At 43.1% G+C, this 22,159-nt stretch carries 23 protein-coding genes; 13 read left to right on the plus strand and 10 right to left on the minus strand.

The window, feature by feature from the left end; all coding sequences use genetic code 11:
* Positions 1–270: 270 nt before the first annotated feature.
* The 3 genes from MSG34_RS00155 (at position 271) to dcuC (ending at position 3,306) form a co-directional block, all read left to right on the plus strand.
* Entirely contained in the window at positions 271–975 is a 705-nt protein-coding gene (locus tag MSG34_RS00155) for a winged helix-turn-helix domain-containing protein (protein WP_122081016.1), read from the plus strand.
* Complete coding sequence (locus tag MSG34_RS00160) at positions 968–1,474, plus strand: hypothetical protein (RefSeq protein ID WP_248335933.1); 507 nt, start codon at positions 968–970, stop codon at positions 1,472–1,474. The genes MSG34_RS00155 and MSG34_RS00160 overlap by 8 nt, the downstream gene beginning before the upstream one ends.
* A 464-nt stretch (positions 1,475–1,938) precedes the next feature.
* Positions 1,939–3,306, plus strand: coding sequence for an anaerobic C4-dicarboxylate transporter DcuC (gene dcuC, locus MSG34_RS00165; protein ID WP_009845449.1), 1,368 nt, complete (start codon positions 1,939–1,941; stop codon positions 3,304–3,306).
* A gap of 169 nt (positions 3,307–3,475) precedes the next feature.
* Here dcuC and MSG34_RS00170 read toward each other — a convergent pair whose 3' ends face one another.
* Positions 3,476–4,108, minus strand: coding sequence for a response regulator (locus tag MSG34_RS00170; protein WP_008219279.1), 633 nt, complete (start codon positions 4,106–4,108; stop codon positions 3,476–3,478).
* Positions 4,095–5,825, minus strand: coding sequence for a nitrate/nitrite two-component system sensor histidine kinase NarQ (gene narQ, locus MSG34_RS00175; RefSeq protein ID WP_248335934.1), 1,731 nt, complete (start codon positions 5,823–5,825; stop codon positions 4,095–4,097). The genes MSG34_RS00170 and narQ overlap by 14 nt, the downstream gene beginning before the upstream one ends.
* A 253-nt stretch (positions 5,826–6,078) precedes the next feature.
* On the opposite strand from narQ, the gene napF reads away from it, so the two are divergent.
* From napF to MSG34_RS00205, 6 genes are all read left to right on the plus strand, one after another.
* Positions 6,079–6,558 (plus strand): ferredoxin-type protein NapF, encoded by a 480-nt coding sequence (gene napF / locus MSG34_RS00180; protein WP_048606369.1) that lies wholly within the window; start codon positions 6,079–6,081, stop codon positions 6,556–6,558.
* 23 nt (positions 6,559–6,581) lie between these two features.
* Positions 6,582–6,887 carry a chaperone NapD gene (locus MSG34_RS00185; RefSeq protein ID WP_019824440.1) on the plus strand — a complete coding sequence of 102 codons (306 nt, stop codon included), beginning with the start codon at positions 6,582–6,584 and terminating at the stop codon, positions 6,885–6,887.
* Positions 6,884–9,373 carry a periplasmic nitrate reductase subunit alpha gene (gene napA, locus MSG34_RS00190; RefSeq protein WP_248335935.1) on the plus strand — a complete coding sequence of 830 codons (2,490 nt, stop codon included), beginning with the start codon at positions 6,884–6,886 and terminating at the stop codon, positions 9,371–9,373. Before MSG34_RS00185 ends, napA begins: the two co-directional genes overlap by 4 nt.
* 125 nt (positions 9,374–9,498) lie before the next feature.
* A complete protein-coding gene (locus MSG34_RS00195) occupies positions 9,499–9,960 on the plus strand; it encodes a nitrate reductase cytochrome c-type subunit (protein ID WP_017062614.1) in 462 nt (153 codons plus the stop codon).
* A 29-nt stretch (positions 9,961–9,989) separates the two neighbouring features.
* A complete protein-coding gene (locus tag MSG34_RS00200; RefSeq protein WP_009845456.1) occupies positions 9,990–10,571 on the plus strand; it encodes a NapC/NirT family cytochrome c in 582 nt (193 codons plus the stop codon).
* A gap of 11 nt (positions 10,572–10,582) precedes the next feature.
* Entirely contained in the window at positions 10,583–10,720 is a 138-nt protein-coding gene (locus tag MSG34_RS00205; protein ID WP_010430103.1) for a TIGR02808 family protein, read from the plus strand.
* 127 nt (positions 10,721–10,847) lie between these two features.
* Here the strand turns inward: MSG34_RS00205 and phaC are convergent, their stop codons facing one another.
* From phaC to MSG34_RS00230, 5 genes are all read right to left on the minus strand, one after another.
* On the minus strand, positions 10,848–12,674 hold the full coding sequence (gene phaC / locus MSG34_RS00210) for a class I poly(R)-hydroxyalkanoic acid synthase (protein ID WP_248335936.1): 1,827 nt from the start codon (positions 12,672–12,674) through the stop codon (positions 10,848–10,850).
* 75 nt (positions 12,675–12,749) lie between these two features.
* Positions 12,750–13,097, minus strand: a complete 348-nt coding sequence (locus MSG34_RS00215; protein ID WP_017062616.1) for a phasin family protein — start codon at positions 13,095–13,097, stop codon at positions 12,750–12,752.
* Positions 13,098–13,227: 130 nt separating this feature from the next.
* Positions 13,228–14,439 carry an acetyl-CoA C-acetyltransferase gene (locus MSG34_RS00220; RefSeq protein ID WP_248336493.1) on the minus strand — a complete coding sequence of 404 codons (1,212 nt, stop codon included), beginning with the start codon at positions 14,437–14,439 and terminating at the stop codon, positions 13,228–13,230.
* A gap of 26 nt (positions 14,440–14,465) precedes the next feature.
* A complete protein-coding gene (locus tag MSG34_RS00225) occupies positions 14,466–15,206 on the minus strand; it encodes an SDR family oxidoreductase (RefSeq protein WP_048606360.1) in 741 nt (246 codons plus the stop codon).
* Positions 15,207–15,736: 530 nt separating this feature from the next.
* A complete protein-coding gene (locus MSG34_RS00230) occupies positions 15,737–16,420 on the minus strand; it encodes an SH3 domain-containing protein (RefSeq protein ID WP_050654114.1) in 684 nt (227 codons plus the stop codon).
* A gap of 96 nt (positions 16,421–16,516) precedes the next feature.
* On the opposite strand from MSG34_RS00230, the gene MSG34_RS00235 reads away from it, so the two are divergent.
* The gene (locus tag MSG34_RS00235) at positions 16,517–17,092 is read left to right on the plus strand and encodes a hypothetical protein (protein WP_248335937.1); all 576 of its coding nucleotides are present in this window, start codon (positions 16,517–16,519) and stop codon (positions 17,090–17,092) included.
* A gap of 269 nt (positions 17,093–17,361) precedes the next feature.
* Positions 17,362–17,604 (plus strand): hypothetical protein, encoded by a 243-nt coding sequence (locus tag MSG34_RS00240; RefSeq protein WP_017062621.1) that lies wholly within the window; start codon positions 17,362–17,364, stop codon positions 17,602–17,604.
* A 169-nt stretch (positions 17,605–17,773) separates the two neighbouring features.
* Here the strand turns inward: MSG34_RS00240 and MSG34_RS00245 are convergent, their stop codons facing one another.
* On the minus strand, positions 17,774–18,232 hold the full coding sequence (locus tag MSG34_RS00245; RefSeq protein ID WP_017062622.1) for an Lrp/AsnC family transcriptional regulator: 459 nt from the start codon (positions 18,230–18,232) through the stop codon (positions 17,774–17,776).
* A gap of 149 nt (positions 18,233–18,381) precedes the next feature.
* Between MSG34_RS00245 and MSG34_RS00250 the strand changes: the two genes are divergently transcribed.
* Entirely contained in the window at positions 18,382–19,311 is a 930-nt protein-coding gene (locus MSG34_RS00250; protein WP_248336494.1) for a DMT family transporter, read from the plus strand.
* 158 nt (positions 19,312–19,469) lie between these two features.
* Entirely contained in the window at positions 19,470–19,934 is a 465-nt protein-coding gene (locus tag MSG34_RS00255) for a hypothetical protein (protein ID WP_017062624.1), read from the plus strand.
* A 49-nt stretch (positions 19,935–19,983) separates the two neighbouring features.
* On the opposite strand, the gene MSG34_RS00260 is transcribed toward MSG34_RS00255, so the two are convergent.
* Both MSG34_RS00260 and MSG34_RS00265 read right to left on the minus strand, forming a co-directional pair.
* Positions 19,984–21,357, minus strand: a complete 1,374-nt coding sequence (locus MSG34_RS00260) for a HAMP domain-containing sensor histidine kinase (RefSeq protein ID WP_248335938.1) — start codon at positions 21,355–21,357, stop codon at positions 19,984–19,986.
* A gap of 66 nt (positions 21,358–21,423) precedes the next feature.
* A complete protein-coding gene (locus MSG34_RS00265) occupies positions 21,424–22,155 on the minus strand; it encodes a response regulator transcription factor (protein WP_086775883.1) in 732 nt (243 codons plus the stop codon).
* Between the last annotated feature and the right edge of the window lie 4 nt (positions 22,156–22,159).

The following is a 22,159-nucleotide window of genomic DNA, read 5'->3' on the forward strand; positions in this document are numbered from 1 at the left end:
GACACGTTGATAAAACTACGTAAGAAATTTGAGCAATTAACCCACACCCACTAAATCAGCGTCACCCGTTAATGATCCAATAGCTACTAACGGCAAGCACCTGAAACCGCATTAAACAACCTCAAAAAGGTATATAAGGAAATCTAATTCGGCTAATAATCAGAATAAATTCAGACACTTAAACATCAAAGACGATGAAATCAGTAAGTTTATGTTTGTTGTAAGATTTGTTATATTTAGGTTAGAACGCTTATAACAATGAGAACCCAGATGTCTGCTGAATTTATTATCAATGATGATATACAGGTCAATTTAGAAGAGAGTGAAATCCATCACTTTAAGACGGGCCGTACCTACCCAATAGGTTCTAATGAATCAGAGCTGCTTAAGTTTTTTATCTCGAGACCCAATGAGGTGATCACTCGCCAAGTTCTTATTGAACAAGTGTGGGTGTCTAAAGGTATATATGTTGAAGATGGCAGCCTAATGCAGACCATCTCGATTTGCCGAAAAGCGTTAGAAGATAAGAGCGGGATGATCATCGTCACTGAGCGCGGTAAAGGTTACCGGTTTGCAGGACAAGTGACACAAGACAAAGAACGCGCGCTGAGTAAAATTCAATCACAACCAAAGCAAGAAACGACACAACCTGAAAACAACACAGCGCCTGAAAGCTCAGCAACCGAGACAACGGCCGCTACGAAAAAAACAAACAGTCTATTAGCACTGGTTACATTATTTGTAGTGGCTGCAGGTTTATCCCATTATTTGTTTTCTTATTTAGATAGAAATAGCCTAGGCGAAGATCTCGTGGGTCAGCATTTTATCTCATGTAAAATCGAATCCGATGAATTCACATTTAATGAGTTATTCAACGTAACGCTATATGAATATAAAGGACGAAAAATCATCATCGATAATTCAGGAAAATCTCTGAGCTTCCCAGCCGGATTTAAAGGAGTGACTTGTGAATAATAAAACGAATACAGCAATTTTTGTGGTACTGCTTGGCGTATTAATCGGCTGGGTTTCTACCTTTATTCCCAAGTCACATCTTGAAGGGCATTATTTAGCCAATACAGCGTCGATTATTAACCCATCCAATAATATGATTCATAACCAGTCTGCTATTAACATCGAATTTAAGAAGAATGACAGTTATGACTTATTGTATGTATCAACTAAGCAAGTCGGTTTTACGTCGTCGGGCTCTTACTCTGTCACTCAACACGACATCTCACTGGATGAGAACCAACACCAACAAATCATCCCGAATCGCGAGTTGTCGTTTTACGAAAAGGTGATGATAAGTGAAGGGTCTACCCTATCTTCTGACGCCATGCCTTACATTCCATTGAATAAAGAGGAGTTTTTACTCATTACTCGCTATGGGATGATTCATTTTTGTAAGAAGGTTATCTGTTCTGAGCTGCCAACGTATTCAAATGACACTCCTGACGTTGATATAAACTAAACTCGCTCGCTATATTTTTAAACATAATTATATTTTAGTGCCAGCTTGTGTTTTAGCGCTTACTTATGGGAAGTAAGTAGGCGTTAAACATAAGTCATCTTTAAATGTAAGTAGGCTTAAAAGCTAAGATTCTCACCTCTTTACTCCGATAAATACCCACTTCGTTACACGTTTCCTTCCAAAGTACAAAAAACACTCACGATTTATAAAACAACACCTCCATATGCAACTAGAACAATCAAAGGTGATCCAAGTTATATTCTAACGAGTTACAAAATTTGTTTATTAACATCTAAACAACAGTAGTTAATCACGATTTACAACCACAATTAACATCGAAAAAAATGTTTGTCTTAGATCATATCAACCTCAACTATGCCTCGTGCCACAGTGCAGTTTTCTGTACATTCATTGTCATATTCTGAAACACTTTCTTATATTTTTTAAACTTTGTGGAGATTTCTATGTTAGAGCTCTTGATCGGATTAGTGATTACTATTGCTGTTGGTTACTTTATTGTAAAAGGCTATAAAGCGGCGGGTGTATTACTAACTGCTGGCCTTGCCCTACTTCTTATCACCGGCCTTATTGGGCACACAGTCTTACCAGCTAAAGTCGCTTCAACAGGTAACATGGTTACCGACTCACTAGAATTTGTTAAATACATGCTTCAGTACCGCGGGGGCGGCCTAGGCATGCAAATCATGCTTCTTTGTGGTTTTGCTTCTTACATGACGCACATTGGTGCTAACAACGTGGTAGTGAAGCAGTTCTCTAAACCGCTTGCTGCTATCAAATCTCCCTATGTACTTCTTGTTGCGGCTTACATCGTAGCGTGTCTAATGTCTCTAGCTGTAAGTTCTGCAACGGGTCTTGGTGTGCTATTGATGGCAACCCTATTCCCAATGATGACGGCAATGGGCATCTCTCGCCCAGCGGCAGTTGCAGTTTGTGCGTCACCTGCAGCCATCATTCTTTCACCAACGTCTGGTGATGTGGTTATCGCGGCAGAAAAATCAGGCATGTCTCTTGATGTGTTTGCTGTTCAAACGGTACTGCCTGTTTCTATCTGTGCGATCATCGTGATGGCGGGTGCGGCTTTCTTCTGGAACAAATACCTAGATAAGAAAGAAAACACACCAATGGAAAAAGTAGACGTTTCTGAAATCGAAACAACGGCTCCAGCTTTCTACGCTGCACTTCCATTCCTACCTATCATCGGCGTTTTCCTATTCAACGGTCGTACGATTCCAGGGCTTTCACTTGATATCTACACCATTGTGGTAGGTTCTATCTTCGTGGGTGCAGTTATCGATTACGTTGTTAAGAAGTTTGACGGCGAGAAAACACTAGAAGATTTAGACTCTTGCTACCAAGGTATGGCTGACGCGTTCAAAGGCGTGGTAATGCTGTTGGTTGCGGCAGGCGTATTTGCTCAAGGTCTAATGTCTATCGGTGCAATTGATAACCTAATCGGTCTTGCTGAATCTGCAGGCGCAGGCGGTATCGCATTAATGCTTATCCTAACAGGTCTAACGGTGGCTGCTGCTATCGCGACAGGTTCTGGTAACGCGCCATTCTATGCATTCGTAGAACTAGCTCCATCATTAGCGGCGAAAATGGGCTTGAACCCAGCGTTCCTAATCATCCCAATGCTTCAAGCATCGAACCTAGGCCGTACCATTTCACCAGTATCTGGTGTAATTGTAGCGACATCTGGTATGGGTAAAATCAGCCCATTTGAAGTCGTAAAACGTACGTCTGTACCCGTAATCTGTGGTCTTATTACGGTTATCTTCGGTACGCTTGTTCTAGTACCAATGGCAGCTTAATTCTCAGTAAAACAGATATGATAATCTAGATATAAAATGCGTAAACAAAAAGGCGCTGAACCTAATAAGTTCAGCGCCTTTTTTAATATCACTTTCTCAATATAGTTAAAACTATCGAGACATGTATAACAGTAAGGCTTGAAATAGTGTTATCTCAAAGGACCAAGCCCTACTTCATTTCACCATAGCGTTCTAGATACAGAACCGTGGCAGCGGTGCGAGAAGGCACTTGCAGCTTTTTCAACAAGCTTTTCATATGTACCTTAACTGTCGATTCAGAAATGAACAGGTGATCAGCGATCTGCTTATTACGGTAACCTTTCGCGACTTCTTGAAGGATTTGCATTTCGCGTTCAGTCAGTTGGTCGAAGATATCATTGCGGCTACCAGCATCATTTAGGTAACGAGCAACCACACTGCTGTAAGCTTTGTCACCGCTGTGTGCTTGCTTAAGCAGTTCAATTAACTCATCGGGTTCTGTGTCTTTCAACAAGTAGCCATCAGCGCCTGCTTTTACAATCGCTTCAATGTCTGCAGGGCTATCAGAAACTGTTAGAATAACGATGTTAGCGCTTGAGCCATCAGTACGAAGTGCTTTCAGCGTATCAAGCCCAGACATGCCTTTCATATTAAGATCCAAAAGGATCAAGTCAGGTTCTTCTTCATGGGCAAGAGCGACTGCTTCAGTACCGTTACTTGCTTCTGCAATCACTTCGAATTCATCTTCAAAGCTCAGTAATTGGCTTATACCTCTGCGCATCAATGGATGATCATCAACCAGCATTACTTTACAAATCGTCAACTTTAACTTCCTTCAAACTTTTATATTTCAATATGACTGTACAGCCTTCACCTTGAGCCGCTTCAATCGTTAAGTCGCCATTCAGTCTTGCCGCACGCTCCTGCATAATGCTCATCCCGTAGTGGTTCGTCTTGGAACTACTTGAGTCAAAGCCATCTCCATTATCTTTAATCACGACTAATACTTCACCTTCCTCATCGATACAGCATACATCTATCAAGTCGGCATTGGCGTGTTTTATTGCGTTTATTGTTGCTTCACGAATCAATTGAAGCAAGTGAACCTGACTGTGTGCATCAAGCTCTATGGATGAAAGATTATTGGTTAGGTTAATCTTTGCATCTGTTCTTTCACTGAGCTCTTCAAGCATGGTGCTTAAAGCATCTCCGAAGTTGCCCTCTTTTATGGTCAACCTAAAGGTTGTGAGCAACTCTCGTAGTTGAGTATAGGCATCTGCTAAACCGTTGCCGATTTCCGACGCTATTTGTTCAGATTGCTCTCGGTGCTGTTGTTCTGGCAATTTGCCAATCACGCGCTTCAACAACGTCACTTGGATTTTCAAATACGACAGTGATTGAGCCAATGAATCGTGAAGTTCACGCGCAATCGTTGCACGCTCTTCCATTATAATAAGCTGTTCTGCTTTCTTCTGCGCGCGATTATAATAGATCGCTCGTGATAACAGTTGGATAAAGCTCTCAATCAGCGTCTTGGTTGAATGACCATGATGATAAGAACAATATAAATAGCCCAAGATAAGCTCGTTATCATCCAACTTCATTTCAAACTTTTCATAGTCTAAGTTCGAATCATACCCTTCGTCCATAATCAACGAACGACCCGAACTATCAGCAATCTCAAGCCTTAACGACTCTATTCCTTCTAGACTGACCAGGTGCTGCAGAATAGCTCGGAAGTTTTCAGGGGCGATACGCGTAACTGTAAGTTCTTGTGAAGAATGATAAAGCGCCTGCAAAGATTGGTTGGCGTTTTGCAACTCGACCGTCTTAGCGTCGACAACCGACTCAAGGTTTCGATAGAGCACGCCCAAATCTTTGGCCATCGAGTTAAACGTCTTAGTCAGAATGCCCAGTTCATTGTTGTTAGTGACTTTTAACTCTACCTCAAAGTCACTGTTTTTGATCCGCTGACTGGCTCCAACGAGCGCGTGGAGTGGCTTAACAACTTGTTTACGTACAAAGTGAACAACAAAAAGAGATATGACCAGAATTCCACCAAGGCCGATACCACCAGCCCACGCTAACTTTATTAACTTGTCTTCAGAGAACTCTTGCAGCTTATAAACGAAGCCATCGATTTCAGCCACGAAGTTTTCAACCAACACGAGATAGTGATCGCGCTCTTCGCTATTCAAGACCTGTTTCAGCTCATGCCAACGGCCGATAATTAAATAGTAATCTTCTGTGATGTCTGTCGGAACATTCCAACTGACTAAATTGGTCATGGATGGCGAGTAAAGAGAACTTTCGAATTCATGAATATGGGATTCGTAATCGACGGATTCTATTTGAATATCATGGGCTAAACGGTAGCTTTGCATTCGCATTGAACCGGCCACGTTAACCGCTTCCGCATCATTCAAACTTGAAGCCAAAGTAAAGATGGCAAAGCCAGTCGTAGCAACCGACAACAGCAGTATAGAGAGCAAAGATTTTGCTATCGTACTTGTTACAGATGAAACCGGTTTTATAAGCAAAAGTGCCTTCCTATTGATAAATGACTTGCCAGCGATATCGTATTGTCACACATCAAAAATCATAGCTCCATTCAATATGTGATCACTCGCTCCGTAATTTATTGATCTAAGACAATATATACCCCCAATTAGCCCTTAGGGGGTATTTATACAATTGTTTCTAAAACTACACTACTTATGAGGACTCATTACAAGATATTAATAGAATAATGACCTACAATTACAACATCTTAGCAACATCTATAGGTATCTAGTGGTAGATCTATCAAAACGCCGTCTTTTTTCGAGACGAAAAGTTGACTCAAGCCAGATTCGTTTGCCTTGGATTAACAGCCTAGAAAGCTTTACAGATGACTGTACTCGCTGCGGTAAATGCATCGAAAGTTGTGAGACTAAGATAATCATTGTAGGCGATGGTGGTTTTCCCACTGTCGATTTCTCTATTGATGAGTGTACGTTCTGCTATCAATGTGCAGATGTTTGTCCTGAACCCATTTTTAAGCCAAAGCAAGGAGAGCCTTGGCAAGCAAAAGCACAAATCTCTGATAAGTGTTTAGCGCAACAAAATGTTGAATGCCGAAGCTGTGGTGACATGTGTGAACCTATGGCCATTCAATTTCAACTTAGAGCAGGCAGTGTTGCTCTACCAAAAATCAAGTTAGATGAGTGTAGCGGTTGTGGAGCCTGCGTAGCAGTTTGCCCTACTTCAGCTATTCTTGTGAGTAATGCATAAAACAAAAATAACGAGAGCAATTTATGGCACTAAATGAAGTGCATATATCAAGTTTAGTCGTGCATGTGAGCCCAGAGCATCTAGACGAGATCAAAGCACAAATCGAACAGTTCGATAATGCAGAGATTTACGGCAGTAGCCCTGAAGGCAAAATCATAGTGGTCCTAGAAACCGAAAACCAAGGTTTTGTAACGGATACCATCGAAGAAATTAATAATATTACGAACGTTTTAGGGACAGCTTTGGTTTATCACCAAATCGAAACTGGACTGGACGAAACGGATTTAGAAACTGGAAGCAACAATTCTCAACTTGAGGGTGAAGTATGAAAATGACAAGACGTGCGTTTGTGAAAGCAAACGCAGCTGCATCAGCGGCAGCCGTTGCAGGTGTAACTCTACCAGCAACAGCAACCAACCTGATTGCTAGCTCTGATCAAACAAAAATCACGTGGGATAAAGCGCCTTGTCGTTTTTGTGGTACGGGCTGTTCGGTACTAGTAGGTACTCAAAACGGTAAAGTGGTTGCTACTCAAGGCGACCCAGAAGCACCTGTAAACAAGGGCCTTAACTGTATTAAAGGCTACTTCCTTTCAAAAATCATGTACGGTAAAGACCGTCTTGAGACTCCGCTTCTTCGTATGAAAGATGGTGAGTTCCATAAAGATGGTGATTTCGCACCTGTATCTTGGGACAAAGCTTTCGATGTAATGGCTGAGAAATGGAAAGCTGCACTGAAGAAGAACGGTCCAACAGGTGTTGGTATGTTCGGTTCAGGTCAATGGACAGTAATGGAAGGTTACGCAGCCGTTAAGATGATGAAAGCGGGCTTCCGTTCAAACAACATCGATCCAAACGCTCGTCACTGTATGGCTTCAGCGGTAGGCGCATTCATGCGTACTTTCGGTATCGATGAGCCAATGGGTTGTTACGATGACTTTGAACACGCAGATGCATTCGTACTGTGGGGTTCAAACATGGCAGAGATGCACCCAGTACTATGGACTCGTATCACAGACCGTCGTCTAAGCCACCCACACGTTAAAGTAAACGTACTGTCTACTTACTACCACCGTTCTTTCGAGCTTGCTGACACTGGTTACATCTTCGAACCTCAATCAGATCTAGCAATTGCTAACTTCATTGCTAACTACATCATTCAAAACGATGCAGTTAACTGGGACTTCGTGAACAAACACACGAACTTCAAGCAAGCAACGACAGACATCGGTTACGGCCTTCGTGACGATGATCCACTACAGAAAGCAGCAGCAAACCCTAACTCAGGTGAAATGACTGCTATCTCTTTCGAAGACTACAAAGCGTCTGTTGCTGAGTACACAGTTGAGAAAGCGTCTGAAATGTCAGGTGTATCTCAAGATGACCTTATCAAGTTGGCTAAGCAATATGCCGATCCAAACATCAAAGTAATGTCACTTTGGACTATGGGTATGAACCAACATACTCGTGGCGTATGGATGAACAGCCTTGTGTACAACATCCATCTTCTAACAGGTAAGATTTCTACTCCAGGTAACAGCCCATTCTCACTAACTGGCCAACCATCTGCGTGTGGTACAGCTCGTGAAGTTGGTACGTTCTCTCACCGTCTACCTGCCGATATGGTTGTTGCTAACCCTAAACACCGTAAGATTGCAGAAGACATCTGGAAACTTCCAGAAGGCACTATCCCTGCTAAACCAGGTGCTCACGCTGTTGTTCAAGACCGTATGCTTAAAGACGGTAAGATCAACGCTTACTGGGTAATGTGTAACAACAACATGCAAGCTGGTCCAAACATCAACACTGAACGTCTGCCAGGTTACCGTAACCCAGATAACTTCATTGTATGTTCTGACCCGTACCCAACGGCAACAGCTCAAGCGGCTGACCTTATCCTTCCAACAGCAATGTGGATCGAAAAAGAAGGTGCTTACGGTAACGCAGAGCGTCGTACACAAGCATGGTACCAACAAGTGAAAACCGTAGGTGAAGCTAAGTCTGACCTATGGCAAATCATGGAATTCTCTAAGCGCTTCACTATTGAAGAAGTTTGGGGTGAAGAACTGGTTGCGAAAATGCCTGAGTACCGTGGCAAAACCATGTACGACGTGCTTTACAAAAACGGCAATGTTGATGCATTCCCACTATCTGAAGCTCAAGAGCTTAACGACGATGCACAAGCTCAAGGTTTCTACGTTCAAAAAGGTCTATTCGAAGAATACGCAGCCTTTGGTCGCGGCCACGGTCACGATTTAGCACCATACGATCGCTACCACCAAGTTCGTGGTCTACGTTGGCCTGTTGTTGACGGTAAAGAGACACTATGGCGCTTTAAAGAAGGTTCAGATCCATACGCTAAGAAAGGTTCTGATTGGGACTTCTACGGCAAACCAGATGGTAAAGCACTGATCATCAATGCACCATACGAAGCGCCACCTGAAGTACCAAACGATGAATACGATATGTGGCTATGTACAGGTCGTGTTCTTGAGCACTGGCACACAGGTACTATGACTCGTCGTGTACCAGAACTTTACAAAGCAGTACCGGATGCACTTTGTTACATCCACCCTGCTGATGCTAAAGCTCGTGGTCTTCGCCGTGGTGATGAAGTTCTTATCGAAAACAAACGTGGTGAAGTACGCGTTCGTGTTGAAACTCGTGGTCGTAACCGTCCACCACAAGGCTTGGTATTCGTACCATTCTTTGATGCAAGAATTCTGATCAACAAGTTGATCTTGGATGCAACGGATCCTCTGTCTAAACAGACGGATTACAAGAAGTGTCCAGTTAAGATCACTAAGGTTTCTTAAGAGCCAAGCGCTTTTCGAACCTAGATACAAGATCTAACGTATTTAATATTGCGACTACTTTTTTCGTTACTTTTTGAAAGAAGTAGTCCACTCAAAGAATTAGCCTTTAGGCGGAGAAATTAACCATGAAAAAACTGATTACTGCCCTACTATCAGCTGGTCTTTTGCTAGCTGGTGCAGTTCAAGCTGAAGCTGAACTGGATAACCCAGGCGGCATTGGTGGCGTAGAATCTCTACGTGGTGCAAGTGAACTTGAAGCAACTCGCGCAGCAGATGACTTCAAAAAGTTCCCTCGTGACCAAGTACTTGAGAGTGACTACGTATACCAACCACCTCTAGTGCCTCATACTATTCGTAGCTATGAAGTTTCTCTTAACGCTAACAAGTGTCTTTCTTGCCACAGCTGGAAAAACGCAAAAGAAATGGGTGCTACTAAAGTGAGTGTAACTCACTACATGAACCGTGAAGATGCGGTACTTGCAGACGTATCACCTCGTCGTTACTTCTGTCTACAGTGTCACGTACCTCAAGCTAATGCTAAGCCACTAGTTGAGAACGAGTTCAAACCTGTAGATTCACTGCGTTAATCGTAGCCGGACTGTAAGAGAGGCTATATATGATAAAATTACTTAAAGCGTTTTGGAAAAGACTCGCGACACCAAGTAAAGCAGCCGTAGGCGTTGTTTTGTTCTTGGGTTTCTCGGGTGGTCTTTTGTTCTGGGGTGCATTCAACACGGGTATGGAGGCAACCAACACGGAAGAATTCTGTTCTGGCTGTCACGCACCTATCGTTGCTGAAATCCAAGAGACAATTCACTACTCTAACCGTTCTGGTGTTCGTGCTATCTGTTCAGACTGTCACGTACCTCATGAATGGACAGATAAAATCGTTCGTAAGGTTCAAGCATCTAAAGAGCTATACGCACACTTTATTGCGAAAACCATCAATACTGAAGAAAAGTTCAAAGCACGTCGTGCTCACCTAGCGGAACGCGAATGGGCTCGATTGAAAAAGAACGATTCACTTGAGTGTCGTAACTGTCACCAGTTCGATTACATGGACTTCTCAGAGCAGAGCCCTCGTAGTGCGAAACAACACTCGACTGCGCTAGCTTCTGGTGAAAAAACGTGTGTAGACTGTCACAAAGGTATTGCACACAAACTACCAGACATGCACGGCGTTGAAGGCTGGCAATAAGGAGCGATTGAATGAGTACTTTAGAAAGCGTAATTTGGCACATCCTAGGTTACAGCGCTATGCCAGTTATCATTCTTGGCGGCTTCGCAGGTGTTGCAGCCGTATCTCTTTGGATTTTATCTATGGGTAAAGACAAAGAAATCGATTAACAATCGAGATTACATCAACTTCTACCAGATAATTCTGATATGAGTTGATACGAAAAAGCCACTGATTTCAGTGGCTTTTTTATTATCTGACGTTGTGTATCTTTATAATTGAATGTGACTTAACGCCCTAAACTTCGTTTTCTGGCGCTTCTTTCTCTGCGGTCTCTTTATCAACCTGCTCTTGATCGACAAGCGGCAGCACCTGTTTTACATAGTTGCCTGGCGCTTTGCCTATCACAGGATTAAGCTCTGAGCCTTGATTGAAAGGTTCGATTTTTTCGTCAGTTTCAAAACCTTGCAGCCACTGATTCCAGTGTGTCCACCAAGACCCCTCATTATGAGTCGCATTCGTTAGCCACTCATCCGCCGAGTCGTCTAGGTTGTCATTCAGCCAAAACCCGTACTTGTTCTTGTCTGGGTGATTAACAATACCCGCAATATGACCAGACTCGCCCAGCACGAACGTCTTATTGCCACCGGTATTCAAGGCACCACGGTAAGTCCCCTGCCACAACGCGATATGATCTTCTTTGGCTGAAATGAAGTAGCTTGGTATTTTTATCTTATTGAGATCAATCCAAACACCGCCCACTTTCACGCCTTTGTCTTGAACCAGTTTGTTTTCAAGATAAAGCTCTCGCAGCAAGAAGTTATGACACTTGGCCGCCACGTTTGTGCTGTCACTGTTCCAGTACAGAAGATCAAACTCCATCGGGCTGCTGCCTTTGAGGTAGTTATCAATGTAGTAGTTCCAGTACAGGCTGTTTTCACGAAGCAAACTGAACGTCACGCTCAATGAGCGACCATCCATATAACCTTTGCCATCGTTCTGCTTCTCAATCGCGTTGATGATTGTCTCATTGATATACGCGCCCACCTCACCCGGCTGCGAGAAATCCAACAAGGTGGTAAAGAACGTCGCTGTTTTAATACGTTTCTTCATGCGTTTCGCAGCGTAGTAAGCCACCGTCGAAGCCAACACCGTGCCGCCAATACAGTAACCGGCCGCGTTGATTTGCTCTTTACCTGTGATGTCTTCAATCGCAGCAACAGCTTTAACCACGCCTTCCGTGACATAGTCACCAAATTCAGTGTCTTTCTGCGCTTCACCTGGGTTGCGCCAAGACATCATGAATACGCTATGTCCTTGCTCAAGTAACCAGCGCACCATTGAGTTCTTCTCACGAAGGTCAAGAATGTAGTACTTATTGATGAATGGCGGAACGATCAACAAAGGCGTAGCGTTAACCTGCGGTGTCTTTGGATGATACTGAATCAGCTCAAACAGCTCGTTTTGAAAGACAACATCACCTTCAGTGTTCGCAACATCCACACCCAATCGGAAAGCGTTATTGTTGGTCATGCGGATCTTGAGTATATCAGCGCTTGCTTCAACGTCTGCTTGTAACTGCTCTAACCCATCGAGAAGGTTTTCACCATTTCGCTCAAGCGTCAGTTTCATCAACTCTGGATTCGTCGCAATAAAGTTGCTTGGAGAAAGTGCATTGATTGCCTGACGAGAAAAGAACGCCACTCGCTCTTTGGTTTTTTCGTCAATACCTTCGATCGAGTTGATGGTGTCGATATAGCTTTTACTGAATAACAAATAGGATTGTTTGATAAAGCTGTAGAACGGGTCGTTTTTCCACGCTTCATCAATAAAGCGCTTGTCGCTGCGGTCTTCTGAGATAACACTCTCGGTGTTGCCCATCAGCGCGGCATTCTGCCAGATCTTAAGTTGCTGTTCCCACCATTGAGATTGTAACTGAAGTAGAACGGCGGGTTGGTTAGCGGCTTGCTCGAAGATTTTTGATGCATCATCAAAGTTCAATTCTTGCATCGCTTGGTTTAGGGGAGATTGCGCGGCTTCCTTGTTTTGTTCAAAGCTTTCCCACCATTGCTGGTTCGTTTGTTGAAGTTTAACAAGGTAGTCCGAAAAGAAGTGTTGAAACATAACATGACTCCAATAATCGGAAAATCGCCACCGAGCCTCACAGTAAACACTGCGCTAACTCGATGGCGATTAAATTTATGCAGGTGTAACTGTTTTCAAGTTTTCAGTTGTTAGTGTTTCAACATCTTCTTTGAACTCTTTTGCTGCAGCTTGCATTTTTGAGCTATCACTCATCATCTGTTGAGACAATTGAGTTAGCGCTGCTAGTTGCTGGCTGTTGAACGCCGTTAGGCTAGTCACGTCTTTGATTTCAGTCACTGCTTTCATTTGCGCAAGACCCATGTTCGTGTAAGTCTGCATTGCATTCATTTGCAGTTCTGTCATCGTTTGGACGTTCTTTGCAACCAACTTATTGAACTTTAAGTACGGTTCAAATTGCTTTTCAGTTTGGTCAGTAATTGTTTTGAAAATATCCGTGTACATAAGTAACTCCTGATGAATACATAGTTTAATAAATTTGTGTCACTATCGTTTCAGCCAACGCTCATCGATTAACTCACGATGCTTTGAAAAGCTGATCCGATATTTAAGCTTGCTACCGATATATCAGGCTCTAACCTTCAATACCTTTTAGCAAAACAGCGGTTCCCATTCCTCCACCCACACAGAGTGAAGCAACGCCATAAGTCGTTTTCTGTTCAAGCATTTCATGGATGAGTGAAACAATAATTCGATTGCCTGACGCACCTAAAGGATGGCCAAGTGCGATTGCACCACCATTCACATTGACCTTTGGCTTGAACTCATCAAGTGGTAAGTCATGCTGCTCTGACAATTGGTACATTACGCCAAGAGCTTGTGCTGCAAACGCTTCATTCAATTCAAACAAATCTACTTCTTCTAGAGTGAGATTCGCTTTATCAAGCGCTTTAGATACTGCTTCTACTGGCCCTAGCCCCATAATCTTTGGGTCCAAACCTGACTGTGCGTAGCTGGTCAGTTCCACTAAAGGTGTTAGACCGTATTTCGCGACTGCACTCTCTGATGCCAAGATAATTGCGCTCGCGCCGTCGTTGATTCCTGATGCGTTGCCCGCCGTTACGGTTCCTTCACGGTCGAATGCCGGACGAAGTTTTTGTAGGCCTTCGAATGTTGCGTCAGATTTCGGATACTCATCAGTATCAAAAGTGACTGTTTGTCTGCGCTGCTTCACTTCAACTGGCACGATTTGCTCGGTGAATTTGCCTGCTTCGATTGCCGCGACCGCTTTCTGTTGACTCTCTAACGCATAGTTATCTTGGGCAAGGCGTGAGATGTTCAACGCATTCGCGATATTTTCAGCTGTCATGCCCATGTGGTAGTGATTAAACGCATCGGTTAAGCCATCACCAACCAGTAAGTCTTTCATTGAGATATCACCCATTTTGTGACCATTACGAACGCTCGCTGGTACCACAAAAGGAATTTGTGACATCACTTCAACGCCAGCAGCAATAACCACTTCAGCATCTTGTGCTTTGATGTGCGCCGCTGCGTCCATCACTGATTTCATGCCGCTTCCGCAAATCATGTTCACACCGTATGCTGGTGTTTCTTCAGGAAGCCCTGCATAGATGGAAGCCTGACGAGCAACCCCCATGCCTTGACCTGCCGAAATCACGTTGCCGACGATCACTTCATCAATCGCATCTAACGAAAGAGCGACAGACTCAAGTGCACCTTTGATCGCAACACCAGCCAGTTCGCCCGCAGATACGTTTTTTAGCGACCCGGTAAATGCACCAATAGGAGTGCGCTTAGCCGCAACAATAAATACTTTTTCCATCATTCCAATCCCTTGAGTTTCGCCAATTAGTGCATGTACAAGCCGCCATTCACAGACAATGTCTCGCCTGTAATGTAAGCACCTGAATCACTCGCTAAAAAGCCCACTGCATCTGCAATCTCAACAGGTGTAGCCAAGCGTTTCATTGGGATTTGATTCTTGATTGAATCCAGTACTTCAGGCTTCATTTGCTCAACCATAGGTGTTGCAGTGTAGCCAGGGGCAATCACGTTCACTGTTACGCCGCTACGAGCGCCTTCTGCAGCCAAGGCTTTAGAGAAACCAATCATTCCCGCTTTAGCCGCGGAGTAGTTGGTTTGTCCGAATTGACCTTTAAGACCATTTACTGAAGATATATTGATGACTCGACAGTTACCCTTTTCACACATAGGAGCGAACAGAGGTTGAGTCACGTTGAACAAACTGTTTAAATTCGTTTCGATAACCTCTTTCCACGCTTCGGCATCCATCTTTTTAAAGACGCTATCACGTGTAATACCTGCGTTATTGACCAACACATCCACCGTGCCTTCTTCTTCTAACAACTTGCTTAAGCTCAGCGCACATTCCGCAGTATTGGTAACATCTAATTCAAACAATCTCACTTGATCTTCGGTGAATTGTTTTTCGTTAAACCAATCCAATGCACATTGGTAGTTTCCAGTAAAATAAGTCGCGATAACACGATAGCCGTCTGCAACTAATTTAGAGGAAATTGCTGATCCGATACCGCCTTTTGACCCTGTAATTAAAGCAAGCTTTTTCATTAATGGTTCCATCCCTTACAAGCAATTAAATAACAATGATGTTAATAAGATAATGTCTTAGTTGATAATTAAACTTTACGTTTTGCTTTAATTAAACCCTACAGCTCAAAATCAAAAAGTATTATTACAAATATAAAATATTTTCGTATTATGATTAAAAACTAGACTTGCATCCCAAAACCAATGAAATGTTACGCATATGTAAATAAACGCAAAGCTCTGATATTAATAAGGTTTATTTAATTTTACTTTTATCATCAAGCAGATAAGCCTTTGTTAATACGAGATAAATCTATATCTCTCAGCTTGTTTCAAGAATAATGCAATGTGGGAATTTGAAATGATTGATCACGAGAATAATATCAAAACTCTTATTAGCTATTAATAAATGGTTCCTAATAATTTTATATAAGCTTCAATATAATTAACGTTCCAAATGGGCAAGATGAGCATTATGAATAGACAAAAAAAGCCCACTCAATCTATGAGTGGGCTTAAGTAAATAGCATTAATAAATAGAGCGTGGGATCTTACTTCGTAAATATTTCATTTGTATTTACATCAAGATAAATTTTGTTTTCAAGGGACAACCCACCACAATAAATAAAATAGACATCTCTGTGACTGTACTTAACAGATTTCACCCATCCGCCTAATTCTTCAAAATCACTTGGGGCACACTCCCCCTCAGAGATCAGTTTAGCCACCGAATTACGGAATTTTTCTTGATGGATCTTGAGGTCATCAGACTTAACCAAATAGGAATCCAATATCTCTTTGCTTTCTTTTTCCGAAATAATGACTTCATCATTCGATAAGCCTGACATAGAGACCCATTCCGCCGTCTGTGGGCCGCCTTCTTTAAGGACTATATAGTCTGAGATACGTGCCCATTCGCCTTGTTTCTCGAGTACCACCACCTTTTCCCCTTTATAGAGGTAATCTGTTATCAAGCCATCAATTTCAGGTTGTTCGACCACTTCAAGCTTTCTCTCCAAAACGTAAAATTCCGTCTGCTCTGGTTCAGGCTGAAGATCCATGATGGGTACAAGGTCAGATTCAGATTGCTCGGTAGCTTCTAACGCCGGCTCTTCCGTTTTCTCTTGTGGGATTGGGTCTTTATTCATGACCAAGAAGTAGTATGCCGCTCCTCCCCCTCCGCCCAATATCAACAACACAAGTAAAGCGATCAGCGCTTTTTTCATCAAATCCACCAGCTCTTCCGTTATAGGTATGTCTCAAGTGTACATCAACTCATGCTGCTGCTCATCTATACTCTCAATAGAGCGCACGGTAAGTAGAGGAAAGTCATGAGTTTTTGGGGGAAGGTTATCATTGTAAGCGTAACTTTGAGTGCCAAGGTCGCTCTAGCGAATCATTGTGACCGTGAAAACTGGCAAATGCTGTTGGATCGTCAGCTCTCTTTTGAAGGTCGCTATAATCAGTACACCAAAGAGTTCAACCAAGTTCTCTCAACCTATGAGTCACAAACATTATTATCTAAACACTTTAATGAAAAGCAGATCATTGAGCTTTGGGCAAAGTACGAAGAAAGGTTTAATGTGCAGCTCAATAGTCATATGAATACCGCGTATGACGTCTCTGAGGTTTTGTTACAACAGGCATATGTTGTGTCTACAGAACTTGAAGGCGCTCAATCTCTAGCGTATTCATGGAAAGCCGTCGCCAAACACTGCACCAAAGCAAAACTCCCGCGCCAGGCAGAAAGCGCAAAGGTGCACGTGCAAAGCTCACAATCACTCTCCCGAGATCTCCATACACTCAGTGAAAAATTCCGTCAGCTGTCTTCAAAATACCGCAGAGAAGCGACGATGATTGATGAAGCGCGCCACATAAACCAACCAGTAAACGATGCGTCAAACTGAAATCACCATTAGATTCTCTCACTCGTTCGACTGGACTTTTCCGATAAATATGCTCAATCCCATTCATAATATTCTAAGAACTCGTTAATCAAAGCTTTATCAATAGGTTGTAAAAGTAATGTGCTATCTATCAACAATGAAGTTCAATTTCCAACCAATGCAAGCGAGTATGTGAGATATTCATCACAAAATAGATTTACAAACGCCAGAAAATTGTTATCATGAATATTCATATAACTTAATAACAAGAAACATTTTGGCTAGGTAATATGCAAAAAACTATGGCTTTCAACTGCTTGAGTAACACGGAATGGACTGCAGAGATAAGAGGTAAGCTTTTATCTGTAGCTAAACACATGGAAGAGTTCGGTTCAGTAAGTGAGCTAGAGCTATGTAAGATATTTGGAGAGACAATTTGGAATGACGGCGTGGATTATCATTCACATGCTTTTTCATTCAGAATTAATGCACAAACTGGGGATTGTTCAATCTCTAACTTTAAGTATCACTAAGTTTTGCACCTATCATATACGGAGTACCTTTCACGAGGTGCTCCGTTTTTTATTGCCTGAAGCCTGACACTTAATGGATGATTTTTGATATTGACCGCGCTTCTACTTCAGGAGTAAACCATTTCGTTTTCAGCTCATTCTGACTTCGTGTTACTGCTCAGACTTTGGCTTAATCGGTATAAATTGGCAGTGGTGCATTGCCTTTTACTTGTCTTATCGCAAGATGGGTATGAATATCTTTCACGTTAGAGAGCCTTTGAAGTTTTCTTGTAAATGCCTCGTAGGCCATCAAGTTCGGGCTAACCACTTCTAGCAAATAGTCATAAGCCCCAGATACAACGTGGCAACTGATCACCTCTTCCATCTCTACAACAGCCGCTTCAAACTTATCGATCGACACTTCTTGGTGGTTGTTTAGGCTCACCTCAACAAACACACTCATTGCGATGCCGACTTGTTCTCGTGACAAGCTCACACGATAACCGTCAATAATGCCCTTTTCTTCTAGCCTTTTGACTCGTCTTGCACAAGGCGAAGGTGATAAACCCACTTCATCAGCAAGTTCAGCAGTGGTTAACCTGCCATCTTTTTGTAGCAGTTCGAGAAGGTGCCTATCAATTCTATCCATAGCAAATACCAAAAATTAGTTGAATCCATTAATTATTTGGTGAATGTTAGCAAAAATCATCAACGATAGTTAAAGTTAAGCCAAAACTTGCCAACCTGTGGCACAACAACTATTCCATAATGAGTCATCACTCACTCTCCTTCAATATTATGAATCTTGGCTACTTATCTATTACTGTCACCCTACTCATTTGGGCGAGCTTTTTTCTTTCTCTTAAAGGCGGCGCAAATTCAGATTTATCACCTGCGGATATCGCTCTCACAAGATTTCTCATACCGGCTTTGGTGTTATTGCCTTTGATGTGGAAAGCACGCAGCACGATTGCCGTCGTCCCTAAACGGTATCTGACGGGTATGTTTGTGGGTAGCGGATTGCCATATCTGCTTGTTGCGGGAACGGCGATGCAGTTTGTTCCGGTATCTCATGGCAGTGCTCTTGTTCCGGGCACGCTTCCTCTGTTCGTTACAGGAATTGCGGTACTCTTTTTTAAGCAGCCACTCAGCCGACACCGTGTTGTTGGTTTAGGTTTGGTTTTACTCGGCATACTGCTGTTTTTGGGGAGTAGCTTAAGCAGCTTCAACTTTGAATACACCAAAGGCCATTTGTTGTTTTTATGCGGAAGCTTAATGTGGGCGACGTTCACTATCTCAGCCCGTGTCGCTAATCTTAATGCGTTAGTCAGTGCCGGTTTTATTTCTCTCTGTTCTACTTTGCTGTTACTCGCCCTAATCTTTACTGGAACCCTCCCAAGCCACCTAATGGACACACCAATCGTTAATTGGCCCTTTACAGAGCTTGCCGTTCATTCAGCAGTGCAAGGCGTTGGAGCGGGTTTAATCGCGGCGTTCACTTACCTTTATGCGGTTAATACCTTAGGGGCTGAACGTTCTGCCGCTTTTGGCAGTGCAACACCCGCTGTGGCAACCTTGTTGGCGATCCCGCTCTTTAACGAGATTCCAGATGCGATGACTTGGCTCGCCCTTAGTTCTATTTGCATCGGCAGTTTGGTCGCGAGCAACATATTCATGAGAAACGACCAGTCGATGCAGTACCAACCGCCAAGCCATAGCAAAGCCTGATACTGCGTTCAAACCTAAATACAGTTCCCCTAAGCATCGATTTTAGGGCTTGTAGTACACAGATAAGTCTACAAACGTAGGCTTATCCAAAATCTGCTTTTTCTAAACTCGCTTCTCCATTAAACTGTCCGACCTTTTTGCAGATCCAAGAGAACACCATGCAACGCGACTACACCTTAAATTGCTTAATCACCATGCCTCGCCATGAACTAGAAGAATTTAGTTTAAGAATGATTCATCGCCTTGTTCCTGAAGATGCAATGACGGAATTATTTACGTTCGAGCAAGAAGAAGTCACCAGCGAAGAACGCATGCAATCAGCAAAATTTGACGCAATGCTTCGAATGACCGCTATCGCACTTGGTGAAGTGAACCTAGCCTTCTCTGAGTCAGATAACTCGCAACAGAACATCGAGCGAATGACTCGCCTACTGCTTTGGCACTTCTACTCAATTTCTTTCAACCTTGAAGAAGCAATCGCAATCGAAGTGCACTGTGAGAAAGTAGAAAAGATCTTAAAGAACGCACCTAAAGATGCGTTTGGCTGGGTTAAAGAATTAACTGAGCTACTTCACTTTTACGCGAAAGTGAACGAAGGTAACGAAGACAGTAAAGACGCTTAACGTTACTTCTACGTAATTACGCATCAAGCTAAACCGAAGGCAGATAGAGCTATACCGAAGGCAAGTAAAAGCTTTGCTGAAAGGAGTTGTCTGCCTTTGTTGTTTCTAGCACGCTGTGATGTAACATCAGTATCGACTGCGCGATTTTGGTGCCAATACCTAACGAACCATTCGGCGCTTCTTGTTCAACCTCATTATGAATCACCACCTTCACCCGTTTTGAATCCGCCTCAAAATCAACATCTAACGACACCGCGGTACCACTTGGACTATGCCTCAATGCATTATCTAACAAGTTCAAAATCAATCTCTCAAGCAAATCACTGTCACCCACAGCCTTGATTCCATTAGGCATATGAACGTTCAACTCAACGTTTTTATAGTGATATTGGCTTTGTATCGTTTCTAAGCATTCGCTCATCAGCTCATTGAAATCGATTGAAGCGTATTGATATGTAGGTACCGGGTTATCATTCTTGGCGCTATCGAGCAGAGAATGGAGTTGTTCAGACAACTTGTTGCCATTACGGAAAGCAACGTCAATTAGCGGGTCTGATTGCGGATTTTGAATCTTCCACGTTTCTAGATAACCCAACACACTCGACAATGGCGTTTTCAAATCATGACTTAGCTGTAATAAGCTTTGTCTGCGGTGTGATGACTGATATTCAAGTTGCAAAAATTGCTGTTGAATGTGCTTCGCCATCAACTGATACGAGCGTGCAATCGGCACCAATTCTGGTACTTGATGAATGAAGTTCGGATCCAATCGAAAATCTTGCTCTGCTTGTTGTTGCAGCTTGTTGGTTACTGCTTCTATTGGGTTTAACAGGCTACGTTTGACCAACAGATAAGCCCCAACGGCAAAACCCAAGATAGAGATCAGCATGAGCCCTGCTAGCGCAATGTATGGCGTGTCGACCTGCGAATTGGCAATCACGGTGTGGCGATTACTGCCAATCAAAACATACAGATAGCCAACGGTCGAACCTAGCTCTTCAATCGCTGCTACGGAAAACACCTTACGAGCCCCGGGATTGATCGGATCTTCCCCCAGAATGGGATAAGGCTCGTCGTTTAAAAACTGTTGAATGGGTGCTAAGTCTATCTGGTTGGCTAACACAGTACCTTCTGGCGCAGCATGAGTCGTAATCTTGCCCTGACTGTCGAGGAAATAGATATCAAAATCTGGCCCTATCAACATCAAGGTGTGGAAAATGGATTTGAGCGCTTTAGGGTTGTAGTCGGTACCAATCATCAGAGGATTATCATCGCGCATATGAACCGCGAGCTCTTTGTGTAAGCTCTGCTTAGTTCTTTGTTCTATGGTCTCTTTTTGCCAATGATAGGTGTAAGCAATCACCACACTCACGAGCAGAAACCACAAACTGGTGAACAACACTAAACGCGATTTGAAACTCATGTTATCTCCTCGGTGGCGCTAGAGTCTTACTGGCCTTTAAGTAAGCTTGGGACGCTACACATAGGCTTAAGCTTTTGACTCAAACTTATAGCCAACACCCCAAACGGTTTTAATGAAATCATCATCACTATTCGGCATCGCAAGCTTGGTTCTTAGACGGTTGACTGTGCTACACACGGTATGGTGATAGCCAGAGTGATGAGTATTCCAAACATGATCGAGCAGCTCGTCTTTGCTATACACACGTCCCGGACGGGTTGCTAAGAAATGAAGTAAGGTAAACTCGGTAGCAGTCAGCGGTACGTCTTGGTTATTGAGTGACACCTGATGGCGTTCAGGTTGAATAGTGAGCCCACCAAAATTCATAATCGATTCTGCTGCCACAACCTCTTGAGTCGCTGATTCGACATGGCTTAAACGGCGAAGCACGTTCCTCACTCTTGCTTGAAACTCGAGAACGCTGAAAGGTTTCGTTATGTAGTCATCAACACCGGCTTCTAAGCCTGACACCTTATCTAACTCGGCGTCTCTTGCGGTTAGCATGAGTACTGGCGTCCAATCCTCTTGCTGACGCAACATTCGACAGAAATCGAGTCCGTCACCGTCTGGTAAGCCACGATCCAGTACGATCAAATCGAAATGACCCTCTTTATAGAGCGCCTGAGCCTTTTCAATCACATTAGCTCTGATTACGTTATGCCCTTGGAACTTAAGATGCATCTGCACCAGTTCAGCCAAGTCATCATCGTCTTCAACCAACAATATGTTTGCCATCAAATTTACCGCAGCACTATTCATGATC

The organism is Vibrio sp. 1CM2L (genome assembly GCF_023161695.1).
In the GTDB taxonomy this organism is placed as follows: Bacteria; Pseudomonadota; Gammaproteobacteria; order Enterobacterales; family Vibrionaceae; genus Vibrio; species Vibrio coralliirubri.

What these genes read in the sequence shown, in the direction of transcription:
- MSG34_RS00155 (WP_122081016.1), top strand. Translation starts at nt 271, where the DNA reads ATGTCTGCTGAATTTATTATCAATGATGATATACAGGTCAATTTAGAA.
- dcuC (WP_009845449.1), top strand. Translation starts at nt 1,939, where the DNA reads ATGTTAGAGCTCTTGATCGGATTAGTGATTACTATTGCTGTTGGTTAC.
- MSG34_RS00185 (WP_019824440.1), top strand. Translation starts at nt 6,582, where the DNA reads ATGGCACTAAATGAAGTGCATATATCAAGTTTAGTCGTGCATGTGAGC.
- napA (WP_248335935.1), top strand. Translation starts at nt 6,884, where the DNA reads ATGAAAATGACAAGACGTGCGTTTGTGAAAGCAAACGCAGCTGCATCA.
- MSG34_RS00195 (WP_017062614.1), top strand. Translation starts at nt 9,499, where the DNA reads ATGAAAAAACTGATTACTGCCCTACTATCAGCTGGTCTTTTGCTAGCT.
- MSG34_RS00200 (WP_009845456.1), top strand. Translation starts at nt 9,990, where the DNA reads ATGATAAAATTACTTAAAGCGTTTTGGAAAAGACTCGCGACACCAAGT.
- MSG34_RS00205 (WP_010430103.1), top strand. Translation starts at nt 10,583, where the DNA reads ATGAGTACTTTAGAAAGCGTAATTTGGCACATCCTAGGTTACAGCGCT.
- phaC (WP_248335936.1), bottom strand. Translation starts at nt 12,674, where the DNA reads ATGTTTCAACACTTCTTTTCGGACTACCTTGTTAAACTTCAACAAACG.
- MSG34_RS00215 (WP_017062616.1), bottom strand. Translation starts at nt 13,097, where the DNA reads ATGTACACGGATATTTTCAAAACAATTACTGACCAAACTGAAAAGCAA.
- MSG34_RS00220 (WP_248336493.1), bottom strand. Translation starts at nt 14,439, where the DNA reads ATGGAAAAAGTATTTATTGTTGCGGCTAAGCGCACTCCTATTGGTGCA.
- MSG34_RS00225 (WP_048606360.1), bottom strand. Translation starts at nt 15,206, where the DNA reads ATGAAAAAGCTTGCTTTAATTACAGGGTCAAAAGGCGGTATCGGATCA.
- MSG34_RS00235 (WP_248335937.1), top strand. Translation starts at nt 16,517, where the DNA reads ATGAGTTTTTGGGGGAAGGTTATCATTGTAAGCGTAACTTTGAGTGCC.
- MSG34_RS00240 (WP_017062621.1), top strand. Translation starts at nt 17,362, where the DNA reads ATGCAAAAAACTATGGCTTTCAACTGCTTGAGTAACACGGAATGGACT.
- MSG34_RS00245 (WP_017062622.1), bottom strand. Translation starts at nt 18,232, where the DNA reads ATGGATAGAATTGATAGGCACCTTCTCGAACTGCTACAAAAAGATGGC.
- MSG34_RS00250 (WP_248336494.1), top strand. Translation starts at nt 18,382, where the DNA reads ATGAATCTTGGCTACTTATCTATTACTGTCACCCTACTCATTTGGGCG.
- MSG34_RS00255 (WP_017062624.1), top strand. Translation starts at nt 19,470, where the DNA reads ATGCAACGCGACTACACCTTAAATTGCTTAATCACCATGCCTCGCCAT.
- MSG34_RS00260 (WP_248335938.1), bottom strand. Translation starts at nt 21,357, where the DNA reads ATGAGTTTCAAATCGCGTTTAGTGTTGTTCACCAGTTTGTGGTTTCTG.
- MSG34_RS00265 (WP_086775883.1), bottom strand. Translation starts at nt 22,155, where the DNA reads ATGAATAGTGCTGCGGTAAATTTGATGGCAAACATATTGTTGGTTGAA.